At 34.0% G+C, this 20,383-nt stretch carries 27 protein-coding genes; 8 read left to right on the top strand and 19 right to left on the bottom strand.

Features of this window, described 5'->3' with window-relative positions:
* Positions 1-39 precede the first annotated feature (39 nt).
* The 5 genes from A8143_RS01590 to A8143_RS01570 form a co-directional block, all read right to left on the bottom strand.
* Positions 40-681, bottom strand: coding sequence for a hypothetical protein (locus A8143_RS01590; RefSeq protein WP_070137324.1), 642 nt, complete (start codon positions 679-681; stop codon positions 40-42).
* A gap of 61 nt (positions 682-742) precedes the next feature.
* On the bottom strand, positions 743-1,426 hold the full coding sequence (gene trmD / locus A8143_RS01585; protein WP_070137322.1) for a tRNA (guanosine(37)-N1)-methyltransferase TrmD: 684 nt from the start codon (positions 1,424-1,426) through the stop codon (positions 743-745).
* A gap of 9 nt (positions 1,427-1,435) precedes the next feature.
* The gene (gene menA / locus A8143_RS01580) at positions 1,436-2,374 is read right to left on the bottom strand and encodes a 1,4-dihydroxy-2-naphthoate octaprenyltransferase (RefSeq protein ID WP_070137419.1); all 939 of its coding nucleotides are present in this window, start codon (positions 2,372-2,374) and stop codon (positions 1,436-1,438) included.
* Position 2,375: 1 nt separating this feature from the next.
* Positions 2,376-3,650, bottom strand: coding sequence for a replication-associated recombination protein A (locus A8143_RS01575; RefSeq protein ID WP_070137320.1), 1,275 nt, complete (start codon positions 3,648-3,650; stop codon positions 2,376-2,378).
* 15 nt (positions 3,651-3,665) lie between these two features.
* A complete protein-coding gene (locus A8143_RS01570) occupies positions 3,666-4,550 on the bottom strand; it encodes a lysophospholipid acyltransferase family protein (RefSeq protein WP_070137318.1) in 885 nt (294 codons plus the stop codon).
* 143 nt (positions 4,551-4,693) lie between these two features.
* Here A8143_RS01570 and A8143_RS01565 point away from each other — a divergent pair, with 143 nt between their 5' ends.
* Genes A8143_RS01565 through A8143_RS01550 form a run of 4 tightly spaced genes read left to right on the top strand, consistent with a single transcriptional unit; the run spans position 4,694 to position 9,414 of the window.
* Complete coding sequence (locus A8143_RS01565; RefSeq protein WP_070137316.1) at positions 4,694-6,808, top strand: WG repeat-containing protein; 2,115 nt, start codon at positions 4,694-4,696, stop codon at positions 6,806-6,808.
* The gene (locus A8143_RS01560) at positions 6,808-7,587 is read left to right on the top strand and encodes an energy transducer TonB (RefSeq protein WP_070137314.1); all 780 of its coding nucleotides are present in this window, start codon (positions 6,808-6,810) and stop codon (positions 7,585-7,587) included. The genes A8143_RS01565 and A8143_RS01560 overlap by 1 nt, the downstream gene beginning before the upstream one ends.
* Positions 7,584-8,483, top strand: a complete 900-nt coding sequence (locus A8143_RS01555) for an AAC(3) family N-acetyltransferase (protein ID WP_070137312.1) — start codon at positions 7,584-7,586, stop codon at positions 8,481-8,483. Before A8143_RS01560 ends, A8143_RS01555 begins: the two co-directional genes overlap by 4 nt.
* Position 8,484: 1 nt before the next feature.
* Entirely contained in the window at positions 8,485-9,414 is a 930-nt protein-coding gene (locus tag A8143_RS01550) for a 1-aminocyclopropane-1-carboxylate deaminase/D-cysteine desulfhydrase (RefSeq protein WP_070137310.1), read from the top strand.
* On the opposite strand, the gene A8143_RS01545 is transcribed toward A8143_RS01550, so the two are convergent.
* Together A8143_RS01545 and A8143_RS01540 are read right to left on the bottom strand one after the other, a co-directional pair.
* Positions 9,382-10,041 (bottom strand): YiiX/YebB-like N1pC/P60 family cysteine hydrolase, encoded by a 660-nt coding sequence (locus tag A8143_RS01545; RefSeq protein WP_070137309.1) that lies wholly within the window; start codon positions 10,039-10,041, stop codon positions 9,382-9,384. The genes A8143_RS01550 and A8143_RS01545 overlap by 33 nt on opposite strands.
* Before the next feature lie 65 nt (positions 10,042-10,106).
* Positions 10,107-10,499, bottom strand: coding sequence for a hypothetical protein (locus A8143_RS01540; protein ID WP_070137307.1), 393 nt, complete (start codon positions 10,497-10,499; stop codon positions 10,107-10,109).
* Positions 10,500-10,643: 144 nt separating this feature from the next.
* Here A8143_RS01540 and A8143_RS01535 point away from each other — a divergent pair, with 144 nt between their 5' ends.
* A complete protein-coding gene (locus A8143_RS01535) occupies positions 10,644-12,269 on the top strand; it encodes an ABC-F family ATP-binding cassette domain-containing protein (protein ID WP_070137305.1) in 1,626 nt (541 codons plus the stop codon).
* Positions 12,270-12,453: 184 nt separating this feature from the next.
* Here A8143_RS01535 and A8143_RS01530 read toward each other — a convergent pair whose 3' ends face one another.
* From A8143_RS01530 to A8143_RS01490, 11 genes are all read right to left on the bottom strand, one after another.
* On the bottom strand, positions 12,454-12,858 hold the full coding sequence (locus A8143_RS01530; protein WP_070137303.1) for a hypothetical protein: 405 nt from the start codon (positions 12,856-12,858) through the stop codon (positions 12,454-12,456).
* Positions 12,800-13,315 (bottom strand): hypothetical protein, encoded by a 516-nt coding sequence (locus tag A8143_RS01525; protein ID WP_139134237.1) that lies wholly within the window; start codon positions 13,313-13,315, stop codon positions 12,800-12,802. The genes A8143_RS01530 and A8143_RS01525 overlap by 59 nt, the downstream gene beginning before the upstream one ends.
* Before the next feature lie 58 nt (positions 13,316-13,373).
* A complete protein-coding gene (locus A8143_RS16945) occupies positions 13,374-13,550 on the bottom strand; it encodes a hypothetical protein (protein ID WP_175437459.1) in 177 nt (58 codons plus the stop codon).
* Positions 13,547-13,948, bottom strand: coding sequence for a hypothetical protein (locus A8143_RS01520; RefSeq protein WP_139134236.1), 402 nt, complete (start codon positions 13,946-13,948; stop codon positions 13,547-13,549). Before A8143_RS01520 ends, A8143_RS16945 begins: the two co-directional genes overlap by 4 nt.
* A 99-nt stretch (positions 13,949-14,047) precedes the next feature.
* The gene (locus A8143_RS16940) at positions 14,048-14,218 is read right to left on the bottom strand and encodes a hypothetical protein (protein ID WP_175437458.1); all 171 of its coding nucleotides are present in this window, start codon (positions 14,216-14,218) and stop codon (positions 14,048-14,050) included.
* 75 nt (positions 14,219-14,293) lie between these two features.
* Positions 14,294-14,758 carry a hypothetical protein gene (locus A8143_RS01515; RefSeq protein WP_070137297.1) on the bottom strand — a complete coding sequence of 155 codons (465 nt, stop codon included), beginning with the start codon at positions 14,756-14,758 and terminating at the stop codon, positions 14,294-14,296.
* Positions 14,755-15,240, bottom strand: coding sequence for a hypothetical protein (locus A8143_RS01510; protein WP_070137295.1), 486 nt, complete (start codon positions 15,238-15,240; stop codon positions 14,755-14,757). The genes A8143_RS01515 and A8143_RS01510 overlap by 4 nt, the downstream gene beginning before the upstream one ends.
* On the bottom strand, positions 15,212-15,439 hold the full coding sequence (locus tag A8143_RS01505; RefSeq protein ID WP_070137294.1) for a hypothetical protein: 228 nt from the start codon (positions 15,437-15,439) through the stop codon (positions 15,212-15,214). Before A8143_RS01505 ends, A8143_RS01510 begins: the two co-directional genes overlap by 29 nt.
* 13 nt (positions 15,440-15,452) lie before the next feature.
* Positions 15,453-15,881 carry a hypothetical protein gene (locus A8143_RS01500; protein ID WP_139134235.1) on the bottom strand — a complete coding sequence of 143 codons (429 nt, stop codon included), beginning with the start codon at positions 15,879-15,881 and terminating at the stop codon, positions 15,453-15,455.
* A gap of 52 nt (positions 15,882-15,933) precedes the next feature.
* Complete coding sequence (locus A8143_RS16935; RefSeq protein WP_175437457.1) at positions 15,934-16,104, bottom strand: hypothetical protein; 171 nt, start codon at positions 16,102-16,104, stop codon at positions 15,934-15,936.
* A gap of 83 nt (positions 16,105-16,187) precedes the next feature.
* Complete coding sequence (locus tag A8143_RS01490) at positions 16,188-16,886, bottom strand: hypothetical protein (protein ID WP_070137288.1); 699 nt, start codon at positions 16,884-16,886, stop codon at positions 16,188-16,190.
* Positions 16,887-17,308: 422 nt separating this feature from the next.
* On the opposite strand from A8143_RS01490, the gene A8143_RS01485 reads away from it, so the two are divergent.
* Positions 17,309-18,382: an AI-2E family transporter gene (locus A8143_RS01485; protein WP_083261170.1), complete on the top strand. Its 1,074-nt coding sequence runs from the start codon at positions 17,309-17,311 to the stop codon at positions 18,380-18,382.
* Between the two features lie 12 nt (positions 18,383-18,394).
* Here the strand turns inward: A8143_RS01485 and A8143_RS01480 are convergent, their stop codons facing one another.
* Entirely contained in the window at positions 18,395-18,793 is a 399-nt protein-coding gene (locus A8143_RS01480; protein ID WP_070137286.1) for a thiol-disulfide oxidoreductase DCC family protein, read from the bottom strand.
* Between the two features lie 50 nt (positions 18,794-18,843).
* On the opposite strand from A8143_RS01480, the gene elbB reads away from it, so the two are divergent.
* A complete protein-coding gene (elbB, locus tag A8143_RS01475) occupies positions 18,844-19,527 on the top strand; it encodes an isoprenoid biosynthesis glyoxalase ElbB (RefSeq protein WP_070137284.1) in 684 nt (227 codons plus the stop codon).
* A gap of 76 nt (positions 19,528-19,603) precedes the next feature.
* Entirely contained in the window at positions 19,604-20,377 is a 774-nt protein-coding gene (locus A8143_RS01470; protein WP_070137282.1) for a class I SAM-dependent methyltransferase, read from the top strand.
* The last annotated feature ends 6 nt before the right edge of the window (positions 20,378-20,383 follow it).

Below are 20,383 nucleotides of genomic sequence, written 5' to 3'. Positions count from 1 at the left end.
GTTTTTTTATCAGCCTTATTATGCTTTAAGTAAAGTTACTTAATAAACAATAGGGTAGGTTATTGTTTCAAAAGGAGTAGTGAATACTGAATCGGTCGTTGATTCACCTGAATTTACGTTTATATAGGTGAATTTAACGTATTTGCCGGCTGTAGTCACATAACGAATAACAGTATCAAGATCACCATAGTAATTTTGGCCTGCATTGGAGGCGCAACCAGCACAATTTTCTTTGAATCCGATTGTAAATAACCTAAAGTGATCATCATCTTCTGGAAATAAATTCTCAATATCAAATTCAACCCAAGATTTGGGCTCTAACTCTATATCGATTGAATTAACACCATCTGTAGTAATTGATGCTGTGGTTCGTTCAAAAACCATATCAAAAAAGTTTTCTTTTTTTACTTCAAATTCAAAGGCCGAGACCATTTCACGATCTATCGTAATATCATAAACACCGCTTTGCGATGTGTTAACGGAAGCTGCTTGGTAAAAATCGGGGGATGTTCCTCCATTTTGAACTTTTCTTTGGCCCAAATTTACTGTTGCGTCATTAACAGCGCTATTGTCTAATTGATTGGTGACTTTTCCGTTAAAATGATATTGAATTTCGTTTTTTTTGCAAGATGTGGAAAAACTAAGCGCAATAATTATAAGTGTAAAATAAATTGTTCTCATGTTCCGTTAAATGAAGTCTAAATTTAGTAAATATTATAGGCAAAGTCAATTCACGGTCAACCTACTCATCATCTTGAAGTAAATCAGGTCTTCGTTCCTTTGTACGAGCTATACTTTGTTCGTTTCTCCAATCTTCAATATTTTTACTGTGGCCAGATAATAGAACAGCAGGAACATCATGACCTTCAAAAGATTCTGGTCGCGTATATACAGGGGGAGCTAATAAGCCATCCTGAAACGAATCTGTTAAGGCAGAAGTTTCATCATTCAAGACACCAGGAATTAATCGTACAATTGCATCTGTAAGTACGGCTGCACCTAATTCCCCCCCCGATAAAACATATGAGCCAATTGAAATTTCTTTCGTGATGAACAAATCTCTAATGCGCTGATCAACTCCTTTATAATGTCCACAAAGAATCATGATGTTTTTATTTAAAGAAAGGCTGTTACAATCTTCTTGTTCTAAAAGTTTGCCATCAGGTGTCATGTAGATGATTTCATCGTAATCTCGTTCTTTTTGTAGTTTCCGAATTAATGTTGCTATTGGCTGAATGGTCATAACCATTCCAGCACCGCCTCCATATTGATAATCATCAACACTTTTTTGACGATGGTCTGAATATTCACGAATATTATGCAAGTGAAGCTCTAATAAGCCTTTCTCCTGAGCTCTTTTCATTATCGAGTCGCTGAAAGGACTTTCAAGTAGCTGTGGTAAAACGGTTAGAATATCGATTCTCATAAGAAAACGTTAACTTAGGTAAAGAATTGTACAGAAAAATAATAATGCAAATACAAAGGCCGAAATTGCAACCTTTTTTAATTCAGGATCAAATTTTTGTGGTTCCTCAATTTTAAAGACTTTTTTAAGATGGAAAAAATGAATTAAGGCCGAAGGAATAAAGGTTAAAAACAATAGGCTAAACCCACTCGATAAGCCTTCAATAATAAAAGGTAAAGGGAATGATAGGTATGCAATTAGGAATATCGAATAATGATATATTTTACTCTTTTTATGCCCCAATTTAACGGCTAATGTGTTTTTACCGACTTTTTGATCATTTTCCCTGTCCCGCATATTATTCAAATTGAGAACGGCAACGCTGTAACATCCCATTGTAATGGCGGGAAGAAACATCGTCCAATGGAATGCACCGGCTAAAAGGTAAGCGGTACCAATAACACCAATTAATCCGAAGAAAATAAAAACAAATAAATCTCCTAGACCAGAATAGCCATAGGCTTTTTTACCAACAGTATATTTAATTGCTGCTGCAATGGATAGCAATCCCAACACAAAGAATATGAGAAAATAGGCATTAAATTTAAAGGAAAAAGCTTCTAATAATAACCAAATACCGGAAATTAATGAGAGCATAGATACCACAATAATTGCGGATAACATTTCTCTTCGGCTTATGATGCCACTTTGCACGGCACGTTCTGGACCAATCCTACCTTCATTGTCAGCTCCCTTTATAGCATCACCATAGTCATTGGCTAAATTAGATAAAACTTGTAGAAGTAAAGTTGTGATTAAAATTAAACTGAACACGCTCCATGAAAAATTGGTATCCCAATCGGTACGGACATATCCAATACTTGCCCCCATTAGAATTACACTAAATGAAAGTGGTAACGTTCGTAATCGAAAGGCGCTAATCCAAGCTTTTAATTTATTTTGATTCATTTTAATATTTATCGCCCCACAAATTTTTAATTGTTTTCTCAATATCTTGTTCACGATTTGAACTCCCAGCTTCAAAAAAACGCGTACCTTTTATTTCCTCTGGTAAAAATTCTTGCTGAATAAAATTATTCGAATAATCATGGCTGTATTTGTACTCAACGCCATAACCGAGGTCTTTCATTAGTTTTGTTGGAGCGTTTCTTAATGCTAATGGGACACTTAAATTACCAGTTTCTTTAACAATTGCTTGTGCTTTACCAATTGCCATATATGAGCCATTTCCTTTAGGAGAGGTCGCTAGGTATATTACGCATTGAGCAAGCACAATTCTACCTTCTGGCCAACCGATTTTATTGATAGCATCGAAGGCGTTATTCGCCATTATTAGTGCATTGGGGTTTGCAAGTCCAATATCTTCAGATGCCGAAATTATCAATCTTCGCGCAATAAATTTAGGATCTTCACCACCTTCAATCATCCTTGCAAGCCAATAAATTGCAGCGTTAGGATCGCTTCCTCGAATAGATTTTATGAATGCCGAAATGATGTCATAATGCATTTCACCATCTTTGTCATAGGTGGCAACATTAGCCTGAATTATAGAGGTTGTTAAATCATCTGTTATGATCAGTTCCTCTCCAGTATAGGCCTGCTCAATAACCATTTCTAAAGCGTTCAGTAATTTTCGCGCATCTCCACCAGAAATTTTTATTAGAGCGCTAGTCTCCTTTAAATTAATTTTCTTGGTCTTAAGGGCAGCGTCCTGCTCCAATGCACGATTCATCAAAACATTTAATTCGGCTTTGGTATGGTGCTTTAACGTATATACTTGACTTCTAGATAACAAGGCTGAAATTACCTCGAAAGAAGGATTTTCAGTGGTTGCTCCAATTAAAGTTAAAATTCCTTTTTCAACGGCTCCGAGTAGAGAATCCTGCTGTGATTTACTGAATCGATGAATTTCATCAATGAATAATATCGCGTTCTGCGCTCCAAATAATCCAGTTGAGCTTACTTTTTGAATAATCTCACGAATATCTTTAACCCCTGAATTTATAGCGCTGAGAGAATGAAATGGGCGATCTACAGTATTGGCAATTATTTGAGCTAAAGTTGTTTTTCCAACACCAGGTGGTCCCCAAAAAATCATGGAAGGAACATGACCTGATTCAATAGCTCTTCGTAGACCAGAATTCGGTCCTAAAATATGATCTTGCCCAATGTAGTCTGCCAAGGATTTAGGCCGCATTCGCTCAGCTAATGGTGTTGTAAGCATGACTAGCGAAGTTAATTATTTCTTTAGAGATGGACGTTGATGTTTCCATCTTTTATGTGACCATAACCAATAATCAGGTTTGTTTTGGATGAGCTGTTCAAGAAGTGCAGAATATATATCTGTAATTTCTCCAGGATTGAGTAAAGAAGCGTCTTCGGTAATAGTAGTGAATTCGACCTCGTAATATCCACGCTTTATCTTTTTAGAATGACCAAATAATACGGTATAATTATATTTTCTCGCAAGTTTTTCCGGTCCAATATTCCATCCAGTTTCTTGGTTTAAAAATGTATTCCAATGTGCAGACTGTAAATTGGTAGGAGATTGATCATTGACAATAACAACGAGTTTTTTCTCTTTAGTTGAGCTTGTAAAAAAGGGAATGATATCTTTTGTGCCAATCAACTGCATGCCATTTCGAGTCCTTGAATTAAATAATATTTGATCGTAAAACTTATTTTTCAACGGTTGATAAATTGAGTAAGTGGTGTATTTCGTCAATTCTGGTAGACTAAGTGAATAATATTCCCAATTATTATAGTGTCCACAAGTAACAATGACATTTTTATCTTTATCGTACAATTCTTGTAATAATTCTGGATTTTTTATTGAAGTGCGTTTCAAAACCTCCTTTTTTGATATGCTAACCGCTTTAATACTCTCAAAGATAAAATCAATAAAATGTTTATAGAATCCCTTCTCAATTGAAGATAATTCTGTCCCGGTTTTATCAGGAAATGCTCTTTCTAAATTGGCTCGAACAACTTTTCTACGGTATCTCACAAAATTGAATGCTAAAAAATAGACGATGTTCGAAAAGAAGTACAATAATCCCAAAGGTAGGTAGGACAAAGGTTTTAGGACTACGTAAAATAATATTCGATCGGCAATTTTAATCATTCACATGGAAAAATAGGTTGCAAAGTTAAAATAACCGTCAAATAGTTGGTCAATATTGATATCTTTTTATCGACTTTAATCAACTATTGTTGCATTATCAACACAATTTTCTCTTACTAATTGCTTAGTTTTGCACTAAATTAATGCAAACATTGAGACGAAATATTTTTACCATAATTATTGCTGTCTGTGCAATTACCGCGTATGCAGGTAAAATTGAAAAAGCTTTTCAAGCCTTAGATATTTACAATTATTTTGAAGCAAAAAAGTTGTTTGAAAAATCATTGAAAAGAGATCGCGTCGCTGCATCTTATGGGTTAAGTTTAATTTACCACAGGAATGATAATCCGTTTTATAATCTGGATAGTGCGCGAAGATATATTGTAATAGCAAGTGATGAATATTCCGAATTGCCACAAAAGAAAAAAGAAAAATATTTAAAAATAAAAATTGATAGTTCGCATATTTTTTCGCAACGAAATACGGTGAGCGATAAACTGTATCAACGCGCTAAATTGAATCATACAATAAAAGATTATCAACTCTTCATTGATAACAATTACTGGAGTGAGTATGTTGACTCAGCAATTTATCACAGAGATGAATTAGCCTTTTCGCTTGCAGAAGAGCAAAATAATTCAACTTCATTTACAGCGTTCTTAACTAAATACCCTACATCTCATTTAAAAGAAGAGGCTGTAGCTAATTACGAACGTTTGAATTACCAAGAACAGACGGCCTCGAACAATTTTGTAGATTACGTGGCTTTCGTAGAGAATTTTCCAAATAGTCCGTTTAGACATGATGCTGAAGACCAAGTTTTTGAAATTTCAACAAAAACAGCAACCTTGGAATCCTATCAAAATTTCATTAAAAGTTACCCGAAAAATCGAAATGTATCTGTTGCATGGAAGAAACTCTATAACACTTATTTACAAGACAATTATTCATCTGACGGCATTCAAGCATTCATGGAAGAATTCAAGGATTATCCATATCAAAAAGAACTTTTAAAGCAAATGGAGCTGGTCCAAAAACTACTGCTTCCAATAAAATCGAGAAACAAGTGGGGGTATATTGATCGGGAACAAGAGACTTATATTAAACCACAATTTGATTTAGCAGATGCTTTTCACGAAGGATTAGCAATAATTAGTTATGAAGGGGCTTACGGGTTTGTTGATAAAACGGGGGAAATTGTAATTCCTACTATTTTTGACGACGCATTTAAAGTGCAAGAGGGACATGCAGTGGTAGGTTTACAGGATAAATGGGGATTGATTAACCGAAGTGGAGAATTTGTAATTGAGCCGATTTATGAGGACTTAGGGAATTTAAATGAAGGCCTAACGTATTTTTCTGAGAATGAAAATTATGGCTATTTTGATAAAAAAGGTGTGGTTAGATTACAGCCTATTTATACAGATGCAAGTGATTTTGAATTAGGTAAAGCAATTGTTAGTACTAATAGTGGGTATGGGTTGATTGACCCATTTGGAACTACATTTATTCCATTTAAATATGATCGGCTGTTAAAGTATGATGAAAACCGATATGCTGCGAAGCTTGGTGATAAATGGGGAATTATAGACGGTGAAGGAGAAATTCTTCTTCCTTTTGATTATAGTTACATTGGGAAAGTTGAGAGTAATAGGGCTCTAGTGGAGAAAGATAGTTTGTTTAATTATTTGAATAATCACGGGGAATTGATTCTTGATGAGTGGATTTCAATTTTTCCGGAACATCGCCAATTAGCTATGTACACAAATGGTTTTGCTCGTGTCTTTTTCAGTGATGGTTATAATCTATTAGATACGAATGGTCATAAATTATTTAAATCTAACAAAGAAGATTTAGGTTTTTATGGTGATCTCATAGCCGTTAAAAAAGGTGAAAAATGGGGGTATTTTAATCGGAACGGGGGACAAGTTATTGGTTATAACTATACTGGAGCCAATTCTTTTGAAGGTGCCTTGGCTAAGGCTGGTGGCGCTCCACTGGTCGGAATAATAAACAAGAAAGGAGAGTACTTAATAGAACCTTATTTTGAACGTTTAGAATTTTATAATGATACACTCTTGATCGCCAAAAGTAGAGGTGATTTTGGAGTGTTGCAAACAAATGGAGATACCGTATTAAGTTTTAGTTATGAGCAAATAGAACCTTTTTCAGAAGAATTGGTACAATTAATCACAAGAGAAGCCGTATATTATTATGATTTTAAATCGAATCAATTCATAAGAAAAGAAGACAATTAGTGGATAAGTTTTTAACGTATATCGAACGATTTAAGTTTGCAATTCTAGGAACAGTCTTGTTTCATTTTGTCGTTTTTATGTCTTCAAATTTTGTGACAGTTGAACGAGCATATAATTCTAAGTTTGCAGAAGAAAATGAGGTTGAAGTAGCACTTGAGGAGGATGAAATTGAAATAGATGAGGAATTGTTAGAAATGCTCAATCGACAAAATGAGTTGAATAATGCTCCAATTTATAATCTCACTGCCGATGCCAATGATGAAAGAAAAAAGTCTTTCGATAATTTTTCTACGCAAGATATGGACGAGCAAGTAGAGCAGGAAGCACGTGATTTAGAAAAGCAATTTTTTGATGAATGGGCAAGTCGTCATGATAAAGGTGAAGGCGGAGCAAAGAAATCATCTAACATTGAATTTAATTCTAATAGCGAAGCGGATAGAGAAAATAATAATTCTAATCGCTCATCTGTTGATAACACAGGAGAGAATGCCTTTGCCGGCCGCGTAATGGTTTCGTTTAGTCTAAAAAATCGAAAAGCGCATGCCCTAGAAATTCCTGGTTATACCTGTAATGGATCTGGAACTGTGGTCGTGGATATTAAAGTAGACCGCACCGGGAATGTAAAAAGCGTAAGTTATAATCCCGGTCGATCAAGCGGAGCTACAGCCTGTATGATTGAAAAAGCCGAACGTTATGCTAAAAGAGCGCGTTTTAATTATGATAACAAAGCAAGTTTACTTGCAGATGGCAGTATTACTTATGTTTTCCAAGGACAATGAAGTTAAAAGATTATATCCGAAAAGCAACCCCTTCCTTTTTATTAGACTGGAATAGAAGACGGAAAAAGGAAAGGCGAAATGCTCAATTAAATATAGCACGGAAAAGCGGGAATAGCTTGTCTAAGGATGATTTAATTATAGACCTAAAAGAAATGGGACTTAAGCAAGGCGATTCGGTACTTGTTCATTCGAGTTTAAGTCGTATTGGTCATTTAAAAGATGGTCCAAAAACCTTTGTAGATGCCTTGTTACAGGTTATTGGTGAAGAAGGAACATTATTGATGCCAACTTCGCCAAATAATGTTTATCAGTTGAATTATATCCAAAATACACCTTATTTCGATGTTTTGAATTCCCCTTCGAGAACTGGAGCCATAACAGAGTATTTTAGAACCCTACCAAAGGCGGTTCGCAGTTTGCATCCCACAGAACCTGTCTCTGCACTAGGTCCTTTGGCAGAATATTACACGAAAGATCATTTTAATCAGTTAACTCCTTATAACGAAAAGAGCCCCTTTTATCGAATATCTGAACAAAACGGTAAAATTCTGTATGTTGGCGTTACTTTGGCTATGGCGGGAACAAATTTACACACGCTTGAAGATGCAGTAAATGACTTTAAATTCCCTATCTATTATGCTAAAGTTTTTGACTTTGACGTAATTGATAAAGATGGAGTTAAGCATCGGGTGCAAACGAAAGTACACAACCCTGAATTTTCTAAAAAGAGAAAATGCGATGATTTGATACCATTATTTGAAGAGAAAGGGGTATTGCATAAAAAAAAGTTAGGGGCTGCAAATACATTGGTTGTTCAAGCAAAACCTTTTCTAGATGTGATGTTGAAAGAGTATCAAGAAAAAGGAGTTACAATGTATACACCAAAAGGAAGTTAAAATGCATTTAAACATACCGTCTCCTGTAGAGTTATTAAGTCACCCTTTGTTTGAAGAGAACTTAATAGAAGTCTATGTCAAACGCGATGATCTTATCCATCCAGAAATATCTGGGAATAAATGGCGGAAATTAAAGTTAAATATTGAACGCGTTCATAGTGGACGTTATGAAGGAATTTTAAGTTTTGGTGGTGCTTATTCAAACCATATTAGTGCTTTGGCTTCTGTTGGAAAAGCACTCAATATTCCAACGATTGGAATAATTAGAGGAGATGAGTTGAATGCGAAGTCAAATTCAACCTTAGCGAAGGCAAGTGAATTAGGAATGAAACTCGTTTTTGTAAGTCGTGAAGAGTATGGCTGGCGGTATGAAAAGGATTATAAAAATCAGTTGAGGATTCGATTTGGGAATTACTTAATAGTTGAAGAGGGTGGAGCAAATTTTTATGGGGCATTAGGCTGTACAGAAATACTTTCAGAGGTTAATTTTCCTGTGGATCACATTTTTCTTGCTGCTGGAACAGGAACTACAACAGCGGGTATTTTAATAGGAAATCACGAAGCAAAAGTAACCTGTGTTCCCGTCTTTAAAAACGGTGGATTTATACGTGATGATATAAAGGAGTTATTGATTTTTTCTGGATTGGATGATGAGGCTGTAAACGAAAAATTAGAGCAATTAAATTTAGATTTATCAGCTCATTTTGGTGGTTATGGGAAGTACAATCAAGACTTGATCGACTTCATTAATACATTTTATCGAGAAACTCATTTAAAATTGGATCAAGTTTACACAGGTAAAATGTTTTATGCTTTGGTTGAAGCGATTAAAAGAGGATCGATAAATAGGGGTGAAAAAGTTCTTGCTATCCACACTGGTGGGCTGCAAGGAACTTTGTCAATCGCTGAAAGATTGAACTTTTCGGTTTAAATCTTTTAAGTGGAAAATTGGTTTGTATTTGGATTCATCGAAAAAGGTTTCAAATAATAAGATGTAGGATCGGTGTTGTTTTCTTATTTTCATTTGATTCTCACCTGTTGCATCTCTTAAAACATAAAACAATAGTTCAGAGCAGTATATTTTATCTCGCGTAAATAAGCTAAATGAATGATCAAATGGAGCATCCTCATTTAGGAATTTATAGGCCCCTTCTTTTATTCTTCTTCCTAATGAATCTTGAAATGTAGCTCGGCAAATAAATAACATTGAGTCTGCTGCATTTAAAACAAAATCTTCTAAATCCATTATTTGCATTCCATCATCGTGATTATTACTTACCGACCCTCCCATCGAATGGATAACACGCCAAGTTTCTTTTTCTTTTACAATAATCCCACAATGAGAATACTCTTCTTTGGTTGCATTCATGATTTGAAAAGACAATGGACCTGCTCCCTTGCGTAGAATAATATCTCCCTCTTCTAATTTTTGATATACACTATCAGGCATTGAAGGTGGGATATGGACATATTTTTTTACAGCTCTTTTTTCTTTACAACCTACAAATACCGTACATAAAGAAAATAAAATGATTAGGAAATAAAATGGGTTCTTCACGTTAAAACATTAAAAAACCCGCACCAAAAATGGTAACGGGTCAATTTTATAAAATTTGAATGCGATTACTCAGCAGCTTCACCACCAAAGTTATCCATATCCATATTTAAGTCTTTTTCGTAGCTAGCTACTTTCCAGTTACCTTCAACTTTTGTTAATTCATACTTGTAAGTCATTTCCATTTCTCTTTCTTCAACACAAGTACAAGTTGCTGTTTCGTCTTCAGTTTCACATTCAACCGATTTAATTTCAGTTTCGTATGCTTCACATCCGTTTTCAATAGCACTTTCAACATTTGCTAATGCGTCGTCTACTGCCAAACCTTTAGCTTTATCGCAATCACCATCTGCTAAAGCTTGCACGAAGGACTTAGTTACATTGTCTGGTGTTTCACCACCTCCGCAAGCTGTTAATAATAAACCAGCAACTGCGCCAACTAATAATGTTTTCAATTTCATAACGTGTTTTTTCTTAACTTATATAATGTAATATTCAGTTGCAAATATAGATTAGTTTTCAATAAATCAAAATATTTTTTATTCAAAAAGATGTTTTTTTGAGCCTTAAGATTATAAATTTGCAGAAAAAATATTCAAACAACGATGATTCAAGTAAATAATTTATCACTCCAGTTCGGTAAACGCGTTCTTTTTGAGGATGTTAATCTTAAATTTGTAGATGGAAACTGCTATGGTGTAATTGGAGCGAACGGAGCCGGTAAATCAACTTTTCTTAAAATTTTAACTGGTGATCAAGATCCTAATAAGGGGTCTGTCTCTTTTGAACCGGGCAAAAGAATGGCCGTTTTAAAGCAAGATCACTATGAATTTGATGAAGTCAATGTTTTGAATACTGTGATGATGGGTCATCAAGAGTTATGGAAAATCATGGATGAAAAAAATAAAATCTATGAAAAACCTGACTTCTCCGAAGAAGATGGGATGCGAGCATCAGAATTAGAAGCTGAGTTCGCCGAAATGGACGGTTGGAATGCTGAAACGGATGCAGCAACGATTTTAAGTAACCTCGGTATTTCAGAAGATTATCATTACACGCTAATGGCTGATATGCCCGGTGAATTAAAAGTTAGGATTCTATTGGCACAAGCGCTATTCGGAAATCCTGATATTTTGGTTCTTGATGAGCCAACCAACGACCTAGATATTAAAACGATTAGTTGGTTAGAGGATTTTTTACTGGATTTTAAAAATACTGTAATCGTTGTTTCGCACGATAGACACTTTTTAGATACTGTTTGTACACACATTTGTGATATCGATTATGGTAAAATTAATTTATTTACAGGGAATTATACTTTCTGGTATAAATCTTCACAATTGGTTGCACGTCAGAATAGTGATAAAAACAAAAAATTAGAAGAAAAGAGAAAAGAACTTCAAGAATTTATCTCTAGGTTTAGTGCAAATGCTTCCAAATCAAAACAGGCAACAAGTCGTAGAAAACTCTTGGACAAACTTCAGTTAGAAGATATTAAACCTTCGAGTAGAAAATATCCTGGAATTATTTACGAACAAGAACGTGAAGCAGGCGATCAAATTTTACACATTGAAAATATGTCTGCCGCTGTTCAAGGTGAACAACTGTTTTCTGGGCTAGATTTAAACGTTTCTAAAGGTGATAAAATTGCTTTCCTTTCAAAAAATAGTATGGCGATCACACGGTTGTTCGAAATTATAACTGGAGAAATTGAACCTGATTCTGGATCTTTTCATTACGGGACAACTATCAAAACAACATATTTACCAAGCGATAACTCTAAGTTTTTTGAAAATAAAGATTTAAACCTCATTGATTGGTTAAGGCAATATGCAACAACGGATGAAGAGAGAGATGAAGTTTATTTAAGAGGATTTTTAGGTCGGATGTTGTTTTCTGGTGAAGAGGCATTGAAAAGTTCCGCTGTCCTTTCTGGGGGGGAAAAAGTACGTTGTATGATTTCTAGAATGTTGTTCGGAAGAGGGAATCTACTTATTTTAGATGAACCGACCAACCACCTTGATTTGGAGTCTATTACAGCGTTCAATAATGCCTTAATAAATTTCCCAGGCACAATTCTTTTTGCATCTCATGACCACGAATTTGTTCAAACAGTAGCAAACCGAATTATTGAATTAACTCCAAACGGAATTGTTGATAAGTTAATGTCTTATGATGACTATTTAAAGGATGATAAAATCCAGGCTCAAGTAGAGGAGATGTATGGGTAATGAATTGATTTGATGTTGTCAAAATTTAAAGCTACGTATCAGAAATACATTCCTTACTTTGCTGATTTTTGGCAGTATATGGTAATCATTGTGATTTTTATTCTGGCAGTTATTTTTTTATTGTAGGATACGTTGTTTATCGATTCAATGTGAACAATAAGTTATTTTTTTTTTTTTTTGATGCTTATTGCTTTTCAAATATAAAATCAGAGGTAACAAATACCAATTTAGTGGATGCACCAATTTTCAGAAAATGGTGATACTGTGCTTTTCCAGTAATAATGAATTCATTTTTGGATTCTTCTGTAATTACACCATCATATAATAAAAGAGGCTCGTCCCAACTTGTTTTTATGGTACCAATTACATATTCTTTCTTTTCTATATATATTTCGGAATTACTAGACGCAAAAATCGTATCAAATTCTGAATTAACAGAATATTGCGTAAGTTCAATTAAATCATTTTCAGATGAAACAAGTTTAACATTTATTATCGAATCATCTAGCGTATAGACATCATCACTATAGTTATACGTTGCGTTTAAAAGAGATATTTTGTAGTCTCCTGCCGGAAATCGTTTTTCCATTTGCTTGGAACAGCCAGTGCTTAGAATTAGAACCAATAAGTATATAAAATAACGTTTCATTTTTTTCTAGTTTAAAATCTCCGAAATGATGAATCCATTCATAATGATCTCCAAAATCAGCGTAGAAATGATATTCAAGTTTAGCAGTAATTATGTAATCGTTTCTTGCTCTTTTTTCAATTATGCCATCATAGATATTGATAGGCTCGCCATAAGTTCTATTTAATGTCCCTAGGACATGTTCAATATCCGATATGTAAAATATTGAAGGGGAGGCAAAGAGTGTGTCTCCAAGGTCGTTATAGGTATATTGCCTTATTTTAATCTGGTCATTATTTGCAGTAATTAATTCTGCGCTTGTAACATAATCTTCCGATTCGTATAACTCGCCATGACTTTCATGATGTCGATTTAGATACGAAATATTATAATGACCTATTGGGAATCGCCTTTCCATTTTCTTTTTGCAACTAATTAAAATTACTGCAAACAACATCAGAATAATATATTTTGTTTTATTCATCATAACAAGTAACCCCTCCATCAATTGGTAAATCAGCGCCCAAAGGCACTTCAAAATTTCCGATAATTGTAATATTCTCAACCGCTCCTAGCCCAATTGTAGTTCCAGTGGGTTGAACATTTCCACAACCACCCGATCCAATGGTGATCTTCTTAAAATAACGTTTCATTTTTTTTCTAGTTTAAAATCTCCGAAATGATGAATCCATTCATAATGATCTCCAAAATCAGCGTAGAAATGATATTCAAGTTTAGCAGTAATTATATAATCGTTTCTTGCTCTTTTTTCAATTATGCCATCATAGATATTGATTTGTTCCCCATGATACGTGTTTAGAGTGCCTATGACATGTTCAGCACCTGATATGTTAAAGGTTGATGGAAATGCAAATAGTGTATCTCCCATAAAATTAGACGTATACTGTTTAAGTACTATTTGATTATTGGTAGAAGAGGTTATTACCGCACTTCTTGTATAGTTTTCCGTTTCATGGTATACCCCATGACTCTCATAGTGTTGATTCAAATATGATACATAATAATGACCAGGTGGAAATCTCCTCTCCATTTTCTTTTTGCAACTAATTAAAATTACTACAAACAACATCAGGATAATATATTTTGTTTTATTCATCATAACAAGTAACCCCTCCATCAATTATTAATTCTACCCTAAAGGCACTTCAAAATTTCCAAAAATTGTCACGTCTTCAACCGCTCTTAGCGCAATTGTAGTTCCAGTGGGTTGGACATTTCCACAACCACCGTTACCAATCGTGAATTTCTTTTTTACGGCATTGTAATGTCCTACAAATGAAAATGAGAAATCGTTTATCATATATATTAGAATTCATTTTCAGTTGTATCTCCTAACTTTTTTACCATAACTTTACATTTCAGTTTGGCAATTCTATTATTGTTTTTTAAATACGAAATCAGCGGTAACATCAACTGATTTTGAATATCCATCCACTATGCTTAAGAAGTGGTATTGTGCTTTCCCTGAAATTAAAAAATTATTTTTATTATGTTCCTCAATCACACCGTCATGTAATAATATGGGCAGCTCCCAACTTGTTTTTATGATTCCTATTACATTCTTTTTCTTCTCAATATATAATTCTGAATTATTGGACGAATAGGTTGTATCATATTCGGCGTCAATTGCATATTGTTTGAGTGTTATCAAATCATTTTCCGAGGAAATAAGCTTTGCAAAAATCGTAGAATCAGCTAATGTGTAGGTATTATCGAGTTTTACATAACTCTGATTTATCAAAAAAATCTTATAAAACCCAGGAGGAAAACGTTTTTCCATCTGCCTTTTACAGGCAATAATTGAACTGATAACTAGAGAACAAATAATTAATTTTTTCATTTCTCTTCAATTTTAAAGTCACCTTTTTTTACTATCCAGTCTTCGTAAGGTCCGAATTCTGCAAAGGAAATAGATTCAAATTTCCCGGTCATTATATATTTCTTTTTAGACTTTTCAGATATGACACCATCATATAAATTGTATGAAACACCATTTACTGTAGCAAAATTCCCAAGAGTATATTTATTATCAGTGACATATAATGTTGAAATATTTGCAAAGGAAGTGTCTCCTTCCCAATTGAATTGATATTTAAATGCACGCATCTTAATTTCGTTGTTAATCGCCGAAATTATTTGCAGATCATAAGAGTAATTCGATCCTTCATAATTATTACCATTATATTCAAAAAAACTATTTGAAATCGACAATTGATAATAGCCAGGCGGAAATCTTTTTTCAATCTTCTTATGGCAACTTCCTGAAATAAGGATAAGTATTATAATTACAAATCTATTCATCATAACAAGTAACCCTTCCATCAATTATTAATTCTGCCCCTAAAGGCACTTCAAAATTCCCGTAAATAGTCACATCATCAACTGCTCTCAACGCAGTTGTTGTTCCAGTGGGTTGGACATTTCCACAACCACCGTTACCAATCGTGATTTTCTTTTTCACAGCGTTATCATGTCCGCCAAAATAAAAAGAACAGTCGTTAATTACAGTATTGCAATCCATTTTAACGCAGTAATCATTGTTTTTCAAAAATAAAGGTGCCTCTTACATCAACAATTGCAGAATGGTCACCAAAATCAACAAATTCCTGATATCGTATTTGGCCTTGAATTGTAAAAACTCGATCATCATTTTTGATCATTTTGGCACTGCTAACATACATTAGGGAATCCATTTCAGGACCTAAAGTTCTTCTATAAAGAGTTCCATTAATCTCTTTATTTGAATTTGAAACCCAATTTGAAAAAGGCATAAATAATGTATCTGTTTCTCCGGGTCCGATGATAATAACATCAGGATAAAAGTGTCTCAAAATTATTTTCTCACCAGTATTTTCGCTGATTTGTACTTCAAATGTTCTTTTTTGTGGATAACTGGTTGAGCCATGGGTATAACTACCATCAACGTATAAAAAATAGTATCCTTCATGAAATTTACGTTCCAATTTTTTTTTGCAGGAAACAAAAGTCATTGAAAAAAGGAAAAATATTAATAATTTATTCATCACAACAAGCTACCCCTCCATCAATTATTAATTCTACCCTTAAAGGCACTTCAAAATTCCGGTAAATAGTCACATCATCAACTGCTCTCAACGCAGTTGTTGTTCCAGTGGGTTGGACATTTCCACAACCACCAGAACCAATCGTGATTTTCTTTTTTTTCACAGTAAACATTGATTTTCAAATATAAAAGTGTCCATTACATCTACGATTGCTGTATGATCTCCAAAATCAACAAATTCCTGAAATCATGTTTGTCCAGAGTTATCATGAGTTATTGGATAGGTGTGAATAAGTTTACCACTCATATCAAATAACATAACGGATGCTGAAGTAAATGAGTTTGGAACGATATATTTTATAACTGTACTCTCTGTAAACGGATTAGGTGCGTTTTGCAATAATTCTGAATTATTTTTTAGAGAAGAAAAATGAGAAAAATCTTTAGTTTCACTTTCAGAGTTTTGTTCAGGCGAATAACTTCCGAATTGTTGCATTTGAATTTCTAATTCTGTTACTCTATTTCGCAAGGAGTCAATTGAGGACCATTGTTGTTCATTTGTTTTATGCAAGGTTTTCATACCGTCAACTAAAAATGGAGGAGTGTTATTTGATTTAATAGTACTGTCTGGGACTTTGTAATATTTTTCTGCATATAGTTTATTGTGCCCACAATTGTAATACCAAAAATTAATTTTATCTCTACTGCTTCCAACCATTACAAAGGGGAGTGCCTCTATTCTTAATACATTGCTGTAGCGTCGAACACCAAATGAACCGTTTACGTGAAGGTCGTACCAAGGCATGCTTCCGGTGGTTTTAATTCCAACTTGTCCGTCCGCCGCTACTTTCAACTGTGTAAAGCCACATGTAGAAAACGAAACGCATGCGAATAATAATGTAATCGATAATTTTATAAATTTTGCTTTTAGGTTAATGATTTTCAATAGTTGATCATGGTTTAAGCATTTTTAGCTCAGAATCAAACAACTATCAGGCTCAAGATAAGAAATATAGTCTAAACGATAAAATCATTTTTATAAAAAATAAATATACCATATTCGTAATTTGCTTAGAATGATTCTAAATAGTTATATTTGTGCTGTGGAAATTAACAGAGATTATATTAAGTCTATTGACACCCTATGTTTAACAGCGGAATGTTTTTGCGACAAAAAGAAAAAATGTTGTAAAAAATACAAGAAAAAGGGAAGACACTGCGGCGGTTGCCCTAAAAAATAGGTTTAAAAATTCGTCCAACGTATTTTGGACTTCTTTAACTTTTTTTGGGTAAAAAATTACTTGGACGAATAGATATTCCTGATTTTTAGGTTAAATTTGGGAGCTTAATTTATCGGTCCCTCAAAATATGAAAGTCATCAATCAAACTAGAACGACAAACATTTTACTGCTAATTATTGTCATTCCATTAGTTTTTTTCCTACTTAAAAAATTATCGTTTATTTTTATTCCATTGGTGTCATCGATGTTTATTGCGTTGATATTTGTTCCAATAATGCGATGGCTTACAAAAAAGGGGTTGAAAAAATCGGTAAGCATTGGTATTGTGCTCATTATTATTGTGCTCAGCCTTTGGATTGGGGTTGAGTTAATCCAACTTTCAAGTCGAGAAATTCTTGCAACTCAAGACGAGTTCATGTTAAAAGCAGAGAATAAAATTAGGGCATTATTCGCATATTTAAATGAAGTTACAGGAATGGAATTGGTAAAAGAGAATGAACCTATTTTGAGTTCATTATTACCAAAAGATCAAGCAGCATCGCAAATCGGAAACATTGTGAAACTTCTGGGTGGGAGTCTGTCTTCAGCTTTAATGACATTCTTTTTTGTTGTACTATGGTTGGCCGAATCAATAAATTTTCAAAAACTCTTACATCAGGCTTTACTAAAATCAAAACTTTCCTCAATAAAAGCATTCCGTAAAATAGAAAGTGATTTGATTAAATTTATGAAAGTAAAGTTTGCCTTGAGTTTATTTACAGGAATTGGGATTGGTTTAGCATGCTATGCGTTTGATGTAAGTTTTCCAATTTTTTGGGGACTTTTCGCATTTGTGATCAATTTTGTGCAAATGATAGGATCATTTATTTCAGTAATTATGGTTTCTATTTTTGCTTTTGTCGAATTGGACCCTTCTAGTGCATTGTTCTTTTTTATGCTTTCTTGTACACTTGTGCAAGTGCTTTTTGGTGGAATTTTAGAACCAGTTTTCATGGGTAAATCATTCTCAATAAATATTATTACGGTGTTAATAATGTTAATGTTGTGGGGGTATATTTGGGGTGTCCCAGGAATGATACTTTCAATTCCTATCACCGTTTTTATAAAAATTATTTTCGAGCAATTTAGAAGCACTCAACTTATTGCTCACATTATCTCTGCAAAGGATGATTATCCTGAAAAACATGAAAGAGAAGTTTAATAAATAAATCCTTTATAGAAAAAATTCTTGTTCTTCGGGCAAAGGTAAAACGCAAGATTTTGTTCGAATACGATGCCTGTTCTTTGCGATAATGTTGTAAACGAAGTCTCTTATTTTCTTAGGAATTAGAATGAAGGGAAATAACAGTTTATGCAATCCTTTTAAACCTAGTGTAATGTGAAGAGCAGCACTAGATCGATCATAGATTTGGTGATTTTTTAGGTAATAGACAGTGTCTAAGTTTATTTTGATATTGTACCCTTGTAGCAATTCAATTGCTTTAGCGCTTTGTAAAGGCAGAAAATAAAAATCTTTGTTCCGTTTTTTTAGAATGAACTGAACTGTTGAATTACAAAAACCGCATTCTCCATCATAAAAAACTATATTATCCGGTAGTGTATTTGCGCCCATTTATTACAAATTTACGTAATTTTAAACTTCATAAATTAAAAATAAGAAATATGAAGATTGGTTTGTTATTATCAGGTTGTGGAGTGTATGATGGAGCTGAAATCCAAGAAGCTGTATTGGCAATGTTAGCGATTAAAGAAGCTGGTCATGATTATGTCTGTATTTCTGTAGATAAAGATCAATATCATGTGATAAACCATATTAATGGCGATGAGATGAAAGAGAGTCGTAACATGTTAATTGAATCAGCACGAATAGCAAGGGGAGAGGTTGTCGAAATTAGTAACGTGGCACCTGCAGATATCGATGCATTAGTTATTCCCGGTGGATTTGGATCAGCAAAAAACTTTACGACCTGGGCATTCAATGGGCCGGATGGGGAAATACTACCAGAAGTAAAGTTATTATTAGTAAACCTTGTTAATATAGGAAAACCTATTTGTACCTTATGTGTTAGCCCTGTGGTATTGGCGAAGGCTTTAGAAGGGTCTTCAATTCAACCTTCTTTAACTTTAGGTACGACTAAAGCATCTTCACCTTACGATATTGATGGTTTTCATGCAGGAATTGAGAAAGTTGGTGCTAAATCGGAAATGAAAACAATAAATGAAATAAACGTTGATAGAAATAATAGAATAGTCTCAGCTCCTTGTTATATGATGGATGCAAATATTTTGGAAATTAGAAATAATATTAAATCAGCAATTCAAGCGATGGAAGAATTATACGACTAATGACATAGTTATACCCGCTGTAGGATATTAGTCTTTTTATAGTATTATATTTGTCGACTTAGAAAGTAATTGTGAGATGAAAAAAATTTACAAATGGCTATTAAATACATTGCCTAGGCCAATTTTAATAAGGTTGAGTTATGTATTTAAGGTGTTTGCACCTGTTATATATAAAGGAAATAAAGTAGAGTGTCCAGTCTGTGAAAAGTCATTTAGTAAATTTTTGGCATACGGTTCAAAAGTTGCTGCTCGTGATAATGTGCTATGCCCTTACGATTTAACCTTGGAGAGGCACCGTTTAATGTGGTTGTATTTAAAGCGAAAATCTAATTTTTTTACTGCTACAAACCTCAAAGTGATGCATATTGCGCCTGAGCAGTGTTTTCACAAGAAATTTCAACAACAGGAAAACTTAGATTATACAACTGGCGATTTAGTATCACCAATTGCCGATTTACATTTTGATTTACATGAAATCCCATTAGAGAGTAATCAGTACGAGGTTATTTTTTGTAATCATGTCATGGAACATGTAGAGGATGATTTAAAATGTATGCAAGAACTTTATAGAATTATGAAGCCCGGAGGATGGGGAATTATGCAGGTGCCAATTGATTCCAATCGAACTGAAACCTACGAAGACGCAACGATAACAAGTCCGCAAGATCGAGAGAAACATTTTTGGCAATATGACCATGTGCGATTGTATGGCACCAATTACCCTAAACGGCTGGAGGAAGCGGGATTCGAAGTAGAAACAATCGATTTTAAAGATGAACTTAGTCCTGAGGAGTTCGAACGTTATCGATTGCAAAAAACTGAATTACTGTATATCGTTCGAAAAAAATAGTTGGTA

Source organism: Crocinitomix algicola (assembly GCF_001661595.2).
Taxonomy (GTDB): Bacteria; Bacteroidota; Bacteroidia; order Flavobacteriales_D; family Crocinitomicaceae; genus Crocinitomix; species Crocinitomix algicola.
Note: the sequence above shows the minus strand (reverse complement) of the source record. Positions and strands in the feature narration are given on the sequence as shown.

Bases quoted from the DNA above. Each gene is read 5' to 3' on its own strand.
- A8143_RS01590 (WP_070137324.1), bottom strand. From the start codon at position 681: ATGAGAACAATTTATTTTACACTTATAATTATTGCGCTTAGTTTTTCC.
- trmD (WP_070137322.1), bottom strand. From the start codon at position 1,426: ATGAGAATCGATATTCTAACCGTTTTACCACAGCTACTTGAAAGTCCT.
- menA (WP_070137419.1), bottom strand. From the start codon at position 2,374: ATGAATCAAAATAAATTAAAAGCTTGGATTAGCGCCTTTCGATTACGA.
- A8143_RS01575 (WP_070137320.1), bottom strand. From the start codon at position 3,650: ATGCTTACAACACCATTAGCTGAGCGAATGCGGCCTAAATCCTTGGCA.
- A8143_RS01570 (WP_070137318.1), bottom strand. From the start codon at position 4,550: ATGATTAAAATTGCCGATCGAATATTATTTTACGTAGTCCTAAAACCT.
- A8143_RS01565 (WP_070137316.1), top strand. From the start codon at position 4,694: ATGCAAACATTGAGACGAAATATTTTTACCATAATTATTGCTGTCTGT.
- A8143_RS01555 (WP_070137312.1), top strand. From the start codon at position 7,584: ATGAAGTTAAAAGATTATATCCGAAAAGCAACCCCTTCCTTTTTATTA.
- A8143_RS01550 (WP_070137310.1), top strand. From the start codon at position 8,485: ATGCATTTAAACATACCGTCTCCTGTAGAGTTATTAAGTCACCCTTTG.
- A8143_RS01540 (WP_070137307.1), bottom strand. From the start codon at position 10,499: ATGAAATTGAAAACATTATTAGTTGGCGCAGTTGCTGGTTTATTATTA.
- A8143_RS01535 (WP_070137305.1), top strand. From the start codon at position 10,644: ATGATTCAAGTAAATAATTTATCACTCCAGTTCGGTAAACGCGTTCTT.
- A8143_RS01530 (WP_070137303.1), bottom strand. From the start codon at position 12,858: ATGGAAAAACGATTTCCGGCAGGAGACTACAAAATATCTCTTTTAAAC.
- A8143_RS01525 (WP_139134237.1), bottom strand. From the start codon at position 13,315: ATGGAAAGGCGATTCCCAATAGGTCATTATAATATTTCGTATCTAAAT.
- A8143_RS16945 (WP_175437459.1), bottom strand. From the start codon at position 13,550: ATGAAACGTTATTTTAAGAAGATCACCATTGGATCGGGTGGTTGTGGA.
- A8143_RS01520 (WP_139134236.1), bottom strand. From the start codon at position 13,948: ATGGAGAGGAGATTTCCACCTGGTCATTATTATGTATCATATTTGAAT.
- A8143_RS16940 (WP_175437458.1), bottom strand. From the start codon at position 14,218: ATGATAAACGATTTCTCATTTTCATTTGTAGGACATTACAATGCCGTA.
- A8143_RS01515 (WP_070137297.1), bottom strand. From the start codon at position 14,758: ATGAAAAAATTAATTATTTGTTCTCTAGTTATCAGTTCAATTATTGCC.
- A8143_RS01510 (WP_070137295.1), bottom strand. From the start codon at position 15,240: ATGGAAGGGTTACTTGTTATGATGAATAGATTTGTAATTATAATACTT.
- A8143_RS01505 (WP_070137294.1), bottom strand. From the start codon at position 15,439: ATGGATTGCAATACTGTAATTAACGACTGTTCTTTTTATTTTGGCGGA.
- A8143_RS01485 (WP_083261170.1), top strand. From the start codon at position 17,309: ATGAAAGTCATCAATCAAACTAGAACGACAAACATTTTACTGCTAATT.
- A8143_RS01480 (WP_070137286.1), bottom strand. From the start codon at position 18,793: ATGGGCGCAAATACACTACCGGATAATATAGTTTTTTATGATGGAGAA.
- elbB (WP_070137284.1), top strand. From the start codon at position 18,844: ATGAAGATTGGTTTGTTATTATCAGGTTGTGGAGTGTATGATGGAGCT.
- A8143_RS01470 (WP_070137282.1), top strand. From the start codon at position 19,604: ATGAAAAAAATTTACAAATGGCTATTAAATACATTGCCTAGGCCAATT.